Annotated in this window: 10 protein-coding genes and 1 pseudogene; 4 read left to right on the top strand and 7 right to left on the bottom strand. The window is 60.3% G+C overall.

The genetic code is table 11. The features are described 5' to 3' along the window. Positions 1-56: 56 nt before the first annotated feature. From VGC62_RS03975 to VGC62_RS03965, 3 genes are read right to left on the bottom strand one after another with little or no spacing between them, the layout of a single operon-like run. Positions 57-728, bottom strand: coding sequence for a phospholipase (locus tag VGC62_RS03975; RefSeq protein ID WP_331185768.1), 672 nt, complete (start codon positions 726-728; stop codon positions 57-59). After that, positions 721-1,545 carry a class III extradiol ring-cleavage dioxygenase gene (locus tag VGC62_RS03970; RefSeq protein WP_331185767.1) on the bottom strand — a complete coding sequence of 275 codons (825 nt, stop codon included), beginning with the start codon at positions 1,543-1,545 and terminating at the stop codon, positions 721-723. Before VGC62_RS03970 ends, VGC62_RS03975 begins: the two co-directional genes overlap by 8 nt. 25 nt (positions 1,546-1,570) lie before the next feature. Further along, the gene (locus VGC62_RS03965) at positions 1,571-2,200 is read right to left on the bottom strand and encodes an NADPH-dependent F420 reductase (RefSeq protein ID WP_331185766.1); all 630 of its coding nucleotides are present in this window, start codon (positions 2,198-2,200) and stop codon (positions 1,571-1,573) included. 109 nt (positions 2,201-2,309) lie between these two features. On the opposite strand from VGC62_RS03965, the gene VGC62_RS03960 reads away from it, so the two are divergent. Continuing rightward, positions 2,310-3,209: a LysR family transcriptional regulator gene (locus VGC62_RS03960; RefSeq protein ID WP_331185765.1), complete on the top strand. Its 900-nt coding sequence runs from the start codon at positions 2,310-2,312 to the stop codon at positions 3,207-3,209. A gap of 6 nt (positions 3,210-3,215) precedes the next feature. On the opposite strand, the gene VGC62_RS03955 is transcribed toward VGC62_RS03960, so the two are convergent. Next, positions 3,216-3,701, bottom strand: coding sequence for a hypothetical protein (locus tag VGC62_RS03955; protein WP_331185764.1), 486 nt, complete (start codon positions 3,699-3,701; stop codon positions 3,216-3,218). Between the two features lie 37 nt (positions 3,702-3,738). Between VGC62_RS03955 and VGC62_RS03950 the strand changes: the two are divergent. From VGC62_RS03950 to VGC62_RS03940, 3 genes and pseudogenes are all read left to right on the top strand, one after another. Continuing rightward, positions 3,739-4,335, top strand: a pseudogene (locus VGC62_RS03950) (NAD(P)-binding protein). Positions 4,336-4,339: 4 nt separating this feature from the next. Continuing rightward, positions 4,340-5,488: an NAD(P)-dependent alcohol dehydrogenase gene (locus VGC62_RS03945; RefSeq protein ID WP_331185763.1), complete on the top strand. Its 1,149-nt coding sequence runs from the start codon at positions 4,340-4,342 to the stop codon at positions 5,486-5,488. A gap of 25 nt (positions 5,489-5,513) precedes the next feature. Further along, positions 5,514-6,965 carry an aldehyde dehydrogenase gene (locus VGC62_RS03940; protein ID WP_331185762.1) on the top strand — a complete coding sequence of 484 codons (1,452 nt, stop codon included), beginning with the start codon at positions 5,514-5,516 and terminating at the stop codon, positions 6,963-6,965. A gap of 68 nt (positions 6,966-7,033) precedes the next feature. On the opposite strand, the gene VGC62_RS03935 is transcribed toward VGC62_RS03940, so the two are convergent. From VGC62_RS03935 to VGC62_RS03925, 3 genes are read right to left on the bottom strand one after another with little or no spacing between them, the layout of a single operon-like run. Beyond that, complete coding sequence (locus VGC62_RS03935) at positions 7,034-8,554, bottom strand: MFS transporter (protein WP_331185761.1); 1,521 nt, start codon at positions 8,552-8,554, stop codon at positions 7,034-7,036. Between the two features lie 10 nt (positions 8,555-8,564). Further along, a complete protein-coding gene (locus VGC62_RS03930) occupies positions 8,565-9,755 on the bottom strand; it encodes an efflux RND transporter periplasmic adaptor subunit (protein WP_331185760.1) in 1,191 nt (396 codons plus the stop codon). Then, positions 9,752-11,245, bottom strand: a complete 1,494-nt coding sequence (locus tag VGC62_RS03925; RefSeq protein ID WP_331185759.1) for an efflux transporter outer membrane subunit — start codon at positions 11,243-11,245, stop codon at positions 9,752-9,754. Before VGC62_RS03925 ends, VGC62_RS03930 begins: the two co-directional genes overlap by 4 nt. Positions 11,246-11,311 lie beyond the last annotated feature (66 nt).

The raw sequence follows: 11,311 nt of genomic DNA, 5'->3' as shown, positions 1-11,311 counted from the left end.
ACGAAGGCGGCGTAGGGAGCGGTACGTGAGTCAATCATGGTGCAGTTCCTTTTTGTTCAGTGGGAAAGCGGCAAGGTTTGAGTCAGCCATTGAGAAAAATCCGCCAGTTCCTGTGCGACGATCTCGTGGGCCATGTTGTAGAAATGTGTTTCATGGACGACGCCGATACGCTCCAGCCAGGCATCGGCCTCTTGCGCCCAGGCCACGGGTAGAACGTTGTCCTGATGACCATGCGCGATGAATGCACGCACGGATTTGAGTCGTTCGGCACTGGCGATGCGAGGCTCAAGCTCACGCAACATGCGCCCGCTCAACAGGGCAAACCCGGCCACCTTTTCAGGTTCGGTGAGGCCCACGCTGGCGCTCATGATGCCGCCCTGGCTGAAGCCTGCGATCACGGTTGGCAACGCAGGCTGCGTCTCGATGAAACGGATCAACAATTGCCGGCTGGATTCAGCCTGTTCCTGATTGAACGATGGGCCGTCGCTGGTGAAGTTCACCTGGTACCAGGCGAAACCCTGCGGGCCGATTTGCAGCGGGCCGCGCAGCAGGATCACTTCCAGCTCCTCAGGCAATGCATCAGCCAGAGGCGCCAGGTTCGCTTCGTTGGAACCCACGCCATGCAGCAGAATCAGGCGGCCTTTAGGTGCCGAGGTGTTGCCGCCTTTGCGCAAGAACAGACCGGTTTGTGGCTCGCGGGCGACGTCGGAAAAACGGTTGTCACGCATGATCGGTAACGCCTTGATGGGGTTGAGAGGTGGCGGACGAGAATAAGTAGCTGTCCATCGACAGCACGCCGTAACTCACGCCGCCTTCCAGCACACGCGTGTCGTAGTGTTCACCGGCTGCGCCGAGGGCGATGAGCAGCGGTAAAAAGTGCTCATCCGTCGGGTGGGCACGCTCAGCTGACGGTGCGTGATGTTTGTAGTCCAGTAAAAACTCGGTGTTGCCTGCCTGCAGCGTCTTGGCTGTCCAGGCAGCGAACTCCTTGACGTAGTCGGCGCCGTGGCGGGATGCACCACGGAACTCATACAGGTTATGGGTCAGGCTGCCGGACGCCACGATCAGTACGTTCATGTCTCGCAGCGGCTTGAGCGCCTGGCCCAGCTTCCAGGCCTGGTGGGGGTCGAGGCCGGCGGGCATCGACACCTGGACCACGGGGATGTCGGCGTTAGGCGCCAGATACAGCAACGGTACCCAGGCGCCGTGGTCCAGACCGCGGCGGGTATCCAACCGGGATTTCCAGCCTGCGTCCTGCAGCATCTCGACGATGTGCGCGGCCAATGCTGGTGCGCCGGGCGCCGGGTACTGCAGCTGGTACAGCGCCTCGGGAAACCCACCGAAGTCGTGAATGGTTTCTGGGGCGGTGCTCGCCGTCACGCTGACTTCGCCACGGGTCATCCAGTGCGGAGAAAGGATGACAATGGCGTCAGGTCGCGGCAGTTCACGACCGAGCTCGGCCAGGCGTGGACCAGCCTGACCGGGCTCAATGGCAAACATCGGCGCACCATGAGACACAAACAGCAGGGGGAACGACGTGTTCATGGTGCGTTACTCCTCGGTTCAATGATTACTTGTTCAGCCAGACAGGGGCGATCGAAGTGCCCAGGCCTGCGCCATAGCCCAGATAGATATTGAACCCGGCCAACGGCTCCAGGTAGCGCGCGTTCACCAGTGCGCCGGCATCCACCGTGTTCCAGCCCAGGCTGCGCGCCAGGGCAATGGCGGTCTGTTTGGCGCGTTCGTTGTCGCTGGCGACAAACACGCTGCCAGTCTGGTCATTGGCGAAGGTCGGACCGTCTGCCAGCACTTGGGCGAACAGGGTATTGAAGGCCTTCACCACGTGAGCCTGTGGCACCGCCCGGGCGATTTCTTCGCTGGCGCTGGTGACATGCCCGATGGTCAGCGACATGTAGTCGGCGCTCAGCGGGTTGGTGATATCGATCACCACTTTGCCCGCCAGGTCGCCCAGGCCTTGCAGGGCCTTGGCGGCGTCTTCATAAGCGGTAGCAACCACTACGACTTCGCTGTCGCCCAAGGCTTCGGCGGCGGGATAGGCGCTGACGTTTTCGAACTGCGCGGCCAGGGTGTTGGCCTTGCCGATGTCACGGCCGGTGATACGAACGATATGCCCGGCGGCTGAAAGTTGTTTTGCAAACGCCGAACCCATGTTGCCGGTGCCCACTACTGTGATTTTCATGTCGACCTCGTTTGAGTTGATGTGTATTTCGATGGGTTCAGTCTATAGGTTGTGATTTTGAGATAAATAAGGCCAAATGTGATAGATAGTTCCACTAAGTGAGACAGTTATGGATCGGGCGCTGGAGATGCAGGTGTTCTGCACGGTGGTTGATAAAGGCACCTTCGTGGGCGCAGCCGAGCCGCTGGCGATGTCCAAGGCGGCCATCTCGCGGTACGTGAGCGCACTTGAGGAGCGCTTGGGCGCGCGGCTCCTGCATCGCACCACACGCAGGCTTTCGCTAACGGAGGAGGGCCGTCAGTTCTACCACCAGGCCCGTGAGGTGTTGGCGCTGATGGATCAGGCGGAAGAAGCCGTTTCGTCCACAGCACCTGAACCCAGCGGCGTGTTGCGGGTGAATGCCCCAGTCAGCTTTGGCGTGTTGCACCTGGCGCCACTCTGGGGCGAGTTCATGAAGGCCTATCCCAATGTCGAGCTGGACATCAGCTTGAACGACCGGCTGGTGGACCTGGTGGAGGAGGGCTTTGACGCGGCGGTGCGCATTGCGCGCATGGAAAACTCGTCTCTGGTGGGGCGACGCCTGGCGGGGACGCGGATGTGCCTGTGCGCGTCCCCCGACTACCTGGCCAGTCATCCGCCGATTCGCACCTTGGCCGACCTGGCCGAACACGGCGTGATTGCCTACACCCACTTTGCCATGGGCAATGAGTGGCAGTTCGAAGGGCCTGACGGCAGAGAGACTGTGCGCACGCGCTCGACCGCGCGCTGCAACAACGGCGACACCTGCCGCAGTATTGCCCTCACAGGCGCAGGCATCGCCTTGCAACCCAGCTTCATGGTCGCCGAGGATTTACGTAACGGCGCCCTGGTGGAAATCCTGCCGGCGTACCGCTCCATCGAGTTGGGTATCTACGTGGTCTATCCCACTCGCAAACACCTGGCGAGCAAGGTTCGGGTGTTGATCAATTTTCTGGCTGAACGCTTCAGCCATCCCCACTGGGAGCGGTAGGGGCCCTCAGCGCATTACGCACCCTCTAAAAAATCGCGCAGGTCGGCGGCGAATTCCCCCGCGCGGCACACAGTAAGTTTCACCTATATCGGTCATTGCCACGACGAAGCGCTTCTCGCTGGTCGACGGGTCGAACTCGTCCTGGCGGTTGATCGTGCCGTGCAGCATGCCGATTGCCTGGGAGACCGGTTGTGCCAGTGGCGCGGCATAGGGCGTCGGCTGCATGCCCCTGGGGTATCTACAAACAGCTCGTAGTTGAACGTGGTGCGCAACCGCTTGAGCGCGTTGCTGAGTCAGCCCGAGGCCCTCGGCCACCATCGAAACACTTCGGTCTACCAGCAACGGGTTGAAGATCACAAGTAGGTTCCGATCCAGCTCGCGCCGATTCATCTCGGCTTGTCGCTCCGTGGCGTTGGGGAGGTAGCAATTATTCAGGTTGGTGATAGTTCGTATGGGTAAGAGGGCATTTATCAATGCTTTGTGAATAGTCATGATCAATCCATACCAAAAACATACATGAGGTTTACCCATGACTAGCCCTCATTTTGCCTTGCAAGTGGGTATCGTCGGCGGCGGCATCGCTGGCGTGACCCTGGCACTTGATCTCTGCCGTCACCCGCACCTGCAGGTGGCATTATTTGAAGCGGCTCCAGCCTTCGGCGAGGTTGGTGCCGGCGTGTCGTTCGGTGCCAACGCCGTGCGCGCCATTGAAGGACTAAGAATCGGAAAACTCTATGAGTTGATTGCTGACCGCACCGCGCAACCCTTGCAAGAGCCGCCCACGCCATGCTTCCCCCACCAAGGCGCCGGTGCAGGGCAAGGGCTGGAAGATGCCTGGTTGTTCGCGCGGCTGTTGGGAGATCCCCGCGTGCTGCACGGTGACGCCCAACGTGTCCTTCAGGTGTATGACGCGACTTGACGGCCTCGCGCCTGCCGTGCGCAGCGAACGTCACGGGAAGCCGGCGAACTCTACGAATTTCGCGACCTCTAGGTCGAAGATCGAGACCCCCTCCTGTCGAGCACCCTGGCCAGTCGTTTCGACTGGTTATGGAACCATGACATGCAATCGGACCTAGCAGAGCCTCGCATCCTGCTCGGTTGGAAAGAGTTTAATCAGCAAGGATAAAACTATGCCCCAAAACACTCTCAACCCCATCGAAGTGACTGTTGCCGTGCTCCGCGAAAGCGGTGCGAAACTCCTGCTCGAACGCGCAGAGCTGGCCGCACCACGACCGGACGAAGTTCGCATGCGGGTGGTGGCGACCGGTGTTTGCCACACCGATATGGTCGTGCGTGACCAGCTGTTTCCCACGCCGCTGCCCATGGTTCTGGGCCACGAAGGCTCGGGTGTGGTCGAAGCGGTCGGGTCTGCGGTGACCACCATCGTCCCGGGTGATCACGTCGTCATGACCTATATGTCTTGCGGGTTGTGCCTGCCTTGCGAGACAGGTCATCCCGCGCATTGCTCCCATATGCACCCGTTGAATTTTGGCGGCGGCCGACTGGACGGCAGTACCTCCACCTGCAGTTGCGGCACCAATGCACCGATACATGACCACTTCTTCGGTCAGTCGTCCTTTTCGACCTATGCCATTGCCAACGAGCGCAATGTGGTGAAAGTCTCGAAAAAGGCACCGCTGGAGTTGCTCGGTCCTTTGGGCTGCGGGATTCAGACCGGCGCAGGCTCTGTGCTCAAAGCCTTGCAGGTGGAGGCTGGCGCAAGTTTCGCGGCCTTTGGTGCCGGCGCGGTTGGCCTGGCTGCCGTAATGGCCGCCAAGGTTGCCGGCGCGACCACCATTATTGCTGTCGACGTTACCCCGAGTCGTCTGAGTCTGGCGCTGGAAGTGGGCGCCACCCATGTGATCAATAGCCTGGAAGAAGACCCGGTGGAACGCATCCGCGAGATCACCGGCGGCGGGGTCAATTACAGCCTCGAATGCTCTGGACGCGCCCCCGTGTTGCGTCAGGCCATCGATGCCCTCACCACCCTGGGCACCTGCGGGATTGTCGGGGCAACCAGGATGGGCACCGAAGTCGCATTCAACGTCAACGACGTCATGATCCCCGGCAAACGAATCATGGGCATCGTCCAGGGCGACGTGGTTGCCAACGCATTCATTCCTACCCTGGTCGACCTGCACCTGCAGGGCCGCTTCCCGTTTGACAAGTTGTGCCGCTTCTACACGTTTGAGCAGGTCAACGAAGCGATGGCCGACAGCGAAAGCGGCATCACCATCAAACCGATTCTACGCATGCCGGCTGCGGCCGACCTGCTGTGATTTTTCAACCTCAAAGGACCCCAAGATGAATGTTCAACTCGTAATCGACAACGTTCCGCAAGCCGCTTCGGACGGTAAGACCTACCAGCGTATCGATCCGGTCAGCGGCAAGGTCGTCAGCACCGGCGCCGCCTGCGGCGTGGAGGACGCGCAGCGGGTTGTGGCCTCTTCGCAGCAAGCGTTCAAGACCTGGTCGAAGGTCGGCCCCTCTGAGCGCCGCCGGCTGCTGCTGGCCGCCGCCGATGCGCTGGAAAGCAAGATGGAGCTTTTCTGCACAGTGATGGCCGAAGAGATCGGTGCGTCGCGCCTGTGGTCGCAGTTCAACGTGGGTGGTTCGGCTAACCTGCTGCGAGAAGCGGCATCACTCACCACGCAAATCAAAGGCGAAACCTTGGCCACCGACAAGCCTGGCACGCTTTCGGTGACCCTGCGTCAGCCTGCCGGTACGGTGTTAAGCATCGCGCCATGGAACGGCCCCGTCCTTCTCGGCACTCGGTCTATCGCTTACCCATTGGCCTGCGGCAACACCGTTATTTTCAAAGGTTCGGAGAACAGCCCGCGCACCCACGAACTGCTGGCGCAGGCGTTCTATGACGCTGGCTTCCCGGCCGGCGTGGTGAACTTCATCATCTCTGCCCCCGAAGATGCCGGTGCCGTGACCGAAGTGCTGATTGCCCACGATACGGTGCGGCGGGTGAATTTCACCGGTTCGACCAACGTCGGCAGGATGATCGCCCATACCTGCGCGAAACACCTCAAACGCTGTCTCCTGGAGCTTGGTGGCAAGGCGCCCTTTATCGTGCTGGAAGACGCCGACCTCGATGGCGCTGTTAACGCCGCGATATTCGGGGCGTTTCTGTACCAAGGGCAAATCTGCATGTCGACCGAGCGCTTCGTGGTGGATGACGCCGTGGCCGACGAGTTCGTGGCCAAATTCGCGCAACGTATCCGCGCGCTTGAGCACGGCAATCCTGTGACCAACCCGGCCAGCGTGGTGGGCCCGATGATTTCCCATGGCTCGGTGAAGCGCATCAACCAGATGCTCGACGATGCCGTCGCCAAGGGTGCCAGCATTGTGGCCGGTGGGCTGGCGGAGGACGCGCAAATGGCGCCAACGCTGGTGGATCGAGTGTCGTCGGCGATGGAAATCTACGATGAAGAAACCTTTGGTCCGGTCACTACGGTTGTCCGTGTGAAAGGCGCCGAGCAGGCGCTGCAAGTGGCCAACGACACGGCATTTGGCTTGTCGTCATCGATCTTCAGCCGCAACGTCAGCCTTGCTCTGGAGCTGGCGAGTCGCTTGGACGCCGGTTGCGTGCATATCAATGGTGCCACCGTGCAAAACGAGCCGCAGGCACCCTACGGCGGCGTGAAGAACAGTGGCTATGGCCGTTTCGACGGCAGTGCGGTTATCGAAGAGTTCACTGAAGTGAAATGGGTCACGGTCGAGCCTTCCGACCAGCCTTATCCGTTCTGACCCCAAGGCAGGGAGACCGGCTCTGCGGAGCCGGTCATCGATACGCTGGCTTTACTCCTGCGCGACCTTCACTTGAAGGTCTTCTGCATCATGGAAACCAACAACGCCACGCTGGCAACCACAATGATCGCCCAAAAATACTCCATGCTGGCAACCAGGGTTGCCTGTTGGTGCAGGTCTTGGGTAAGTGTCGCCACGGATATCTGATCGGCCGACCCCGAACCCACGGCGGGGGTAAGTGCCTGCGCCAAGCGTTGCGTGCTTTCCTGGTACAGCGGGTCGCCCGCGTTGAAATGCCCGTTGAGGTTGTTGTATTGCAACGTAGTACGCCATTGCAGAAATAGGGTGGCGACCGTGGTACCGATGGCCATGGCGATCTGCCCGAGCATGCTTTTGATCTGGTAGGCATGGGCGAACAAGGTGTCGTGATGGGTGACATCGCGAAATGTCTGCATTGCAGCGGTGGCCAGGACCAGCATCACAAAGCAACCATTGAGCACCAGCGCGGGCAGGATATTGGTCCACATGTTGGCATCGAGCGTCAGGGAGGCCAGCAGCAGGCCAAAGCTGATCAGGGCGGCAAATCCGACCACGAAGAACTTCTTGGGTGCCGGGTACCTGGGGATGACCAGGGCCATCACGAACCACGACAGTAATGCGCCACCAAGACCAAATGCCTGGAACGTGCCGATGGTGTCCCAGGAGTAGCCAAGGCCGGTCTGCAGGAAATACGGCAGGATGTAATTGTTGCTGCCCAGCACGATATACGTGAAGCAAAACAGCCCCACGCCAAGGATGTAGCGCGATTGCATCAGGTCCTTGACCTTGAGGAACGGGACGTCTTTAGCGTGTTCGGCGTGGAAGAAGATGTACACACCCAGTGCCGCCAACAGCGCGAAAGCCAGGAGGATGATCGACTCGTTATAAAAGTCGTAGTAAGAGCGCTGCAGCACATACAACAGGAAGAACGTACTGACCGATAACAACAGGATATTCGCCGGGCTGGACGGCGAACGTTCATCTTCGTGGATCGGCATCGTGGGCAAAAACCGTGTGCATAGCACGCCCGCGGCTACCGCCCCGGCGATCAGCAACCAGAAGATTGCGTGCCAGGTGTCTTCTACCACCACCAGTGATGATAGAAATGGCGCCGCCGCTGTCCCGCTGGCCAGGCCCGTGGCGAACACCTTGACGCCGACGAATCGCCCGGGTCCCGGGGGAAGCAAGTTCACCATCAAGCGGGCGGAGGTCATAAAGGATGCGCCCCCCAGCGCCATGATTATCCGGCCAACGGTGAAGCTGGTCAGGTCACCGCTGACCCCGCAGACCAGCGCCCCCAGGACGTAGATGCTGATAGATCCCAGCATGAAATTGCGCCAGCCGAGCCGTTCCACCAGCCAGCGCTGTTTCGAGATGACCACCACGGCGATACATGCGTAGAGCGCCGCAACCAGGGTGAATTCTTCGGGGCTGGCGTCGATCTCGCCACGGATCGGCGCCGAGGCAAACGCGATCATGCCGGCTTGCAGATACTCCAATGCACAGAGCAGCCCTACGGTGATCAACAAGGCAGCGTTTTTCCGGTACATGCGCACCCCGTCAAGGCTTCAGTTGCTGAGCGATCTGGCCACGGTCTTCGTTGGCGCTGATCACTTGCTCCACGACATCGTTGGCGTCCTTGAGCTCATTCTCAAAAATGTTGGTGCTGTAGGCCGGTTGCAGAGGCGACTTGTTGTTGAGCACCTGGCCACTGGTGTCGGTGGTGTCCACGGACACGCGAATGGAGAGGCCGAGGCGCAGCGGGTTGACCGCAATTTCTTCAGGTTTCAGGGCAATGCGCACTGGCACACGCTGGGTGACTTTGATCCAGTTGCCCGTGGCGTTTTGCGCGGGCATCAACGAAAACGCACTGCCGGTGCCGGCATCCAGGCCCACGATCGTGCCGTGGAAAACAACTTTGCGTCCGTAGGCGTCGGCGCGCAGCACCGCGGGTTGGCCGATGCGCAAATCCTCGATTTGCGACTCCTTGAAGTTGGCGTTCACCCACACTTGATCAATCGGAACCACTGACATCAGGGCTACGCCCGGATTGATGCGCTGACCCACTTGTACACTGCGTTTGGTGATCAAGCCGCTGACCGGCGAGTAGATCTGCGTGCGGTGCAGGGCAATAAATGCATCGCGCAAGTTAGCGGCGGCTACTAGCACATCGGGATGGGTGCGCAGTGTTGTGTTATCGACCATGGCCAGGCGCACGGCCAACGCATGCCGCGTGCCATCGAGGCCGGCGAGGGCGTTTTTGAGGATTTCCTCGGCATGGCTGATTTCTTCACGGGATACCGCGCCACTGGCGGCCAGTTGGCTACGCCGGCGCACATCGTCCTGCGCCTTGCGGACGTCGTTTTGACGTTGACTGACCTCCGCTTGTAGCTGCTGCACCTGGTAATACTGGGTGCGCGCCTGGCGTACGGCACGGGCCAGGTTGGATTGGGCCCGCTGGTATTGGATCTCGGCATCCACCGGATTAAGCGTGACCAGCGGCTCATGGGCGTCGATATGGTCGGTGTTGTCGCCGCTGATGACCGTCACGGTGCCGCTGACCTGGGACGTGACCTGAACGATGTTGCCATCTACATAGGCGTCGTCGGTGGATTCACTGCCCAGCCCAAAGAGGTACCAGCCCCCCAATACCACCAGGAGCAGCACGATACCCAATATCAGCAGCCATTGCGGGCGGTAGGACGGTTTGGCTTTGGCGGCATCGACGGAGGAGGGTGTTGGGGTGGTCATGATTGATCAACTACGGTTGTGAGGGTGGGAGCGGTCGCGGAGAACTCAGGGCGGTAGCCGCCGCCGAGCGCTCGGCTTAAATTGGCTTGCAGCGACAGGGCGCGAGATTGCAGCGTGACCAGTTGGCGTTTCTGGGTCAGCGTCGCGTTCTGCGTGGCCAGCACTTGCAAGTAGGTGGCCAGCCCTGCGCCGTAGCGCAGGTTGACCAGGTCAGAGGCGGCCTGCGCGGTATTGACCGCTTCCATCTGCTGCGCCAGGCGTTCTTTCAGCCAGCGCAGCGATGAGAGTTGATCGGCGATATCGCGCAGGGCATCGACGACAGTCTGGTTGTAGTTTTCAACAGCAAGGTCGTACGCGGCGTCCTGCGCGTCCAGGTTGCCGCGCAAGCGGCCACCCTCAAAGATGGGCAGGCTGATCGCGGGCGAAAAACCCAGGATTCGACTGCTATGGTCGTTGAAGGTATCGAACGCCAGGCTTTGCAACCCTACAAAAGCCGTCAGGTTCACGTTGGGATAAAACCGTGCCTTGGCCACTTCTATCTCATGCCCGGATGCTTCTACGCGCCAGCGTTGGGCGACCACATCGGGACGGTGGCCCACCAGTTCCGCCGGGATATTGCTGGGCAAAACCACGCTGTTGCTGGCCCGCAGATGAGGGCGGGCAATAGTACGTCCACGGTCAGGCCCCTGGCCCAGTAATGACGCGAGCTTGTTTTGGTTCAGCTCGATCATTTCCTTGAGGGCCGCAATATTGGCCCGGCTGGCAGGCAGTGATGCCTGTGATTGCTTGATATCGATCTGGGTACCCAATTCGGCGGTAAAGCGTTGCTGTGTCAGCTTTTCGATATGGACTTGCTGGTCCAGCAACGCTTGCGCGACATCCAGTTGCTCATAGGTATCCTGCAAGGCGATGTAGGTTTGCACAACGGACGCTGACAACATCAGCGCGGCTGCGCGGCTGTCCACCTCCAGGGCATGTCGGCGCCCTACGGCAGCCTCGACGGCCGCGCGATTCTTACCCCAGAAATCCAATTCATAACCAACGTTCAAGGTTGCCTGATCGACATATTGCCAAGTGCCCTTTACCGGGGCGGGGGTAGTGCCGTTAGCGCTAAATCGCTCACGGGTGGTGCTGGCGGCGGCGTCCACACGTGGGAGCAGCGAAGCACCATCGATGGCTTCCAGCGCGCCCGCCTGGCGTACACGGGCGACGGCGGAGCGCAACGTCGGGTTCTGTGCGAGGGCTTCATCAACCAGGCTGTCGAGTTGCTTGTCGTTGAAGCTGGTCCACCAGGTTTCGGCAGGCCAAGCGGCGGGCGAGAGCGTGACTGCGCTCTGGGCCAGAGTTTCACCGGCATCCCCGACGGGTTGCAGGCGCGACTGGGGCTGCAAGTCACTGTAGGAGCATCCAGTCAGCAGGATCGACAGCGCGACGGCTGATGCCTTGATGGCGAATGAGCGTCTGGACGCCTGGTTTTTTCGAGTGTTCATCAACGGTGTTCTCTGGCGTGCAACAAATACGGGGTAGGGCAGCAGTGCTTCTATAAAAACTGTTAG

This window comes from Pseudomonas sp. (assembly GCF_036404235.1).
GTDB lineage: Bacteria > Pseudomonadota > Gammaproteobacteria > Pseudomonadales > Pseudomonadaceae > Aquipseudomonas.
This window is presented reverse-complemented; position numbering and strand designations above follow the sequence as displayed.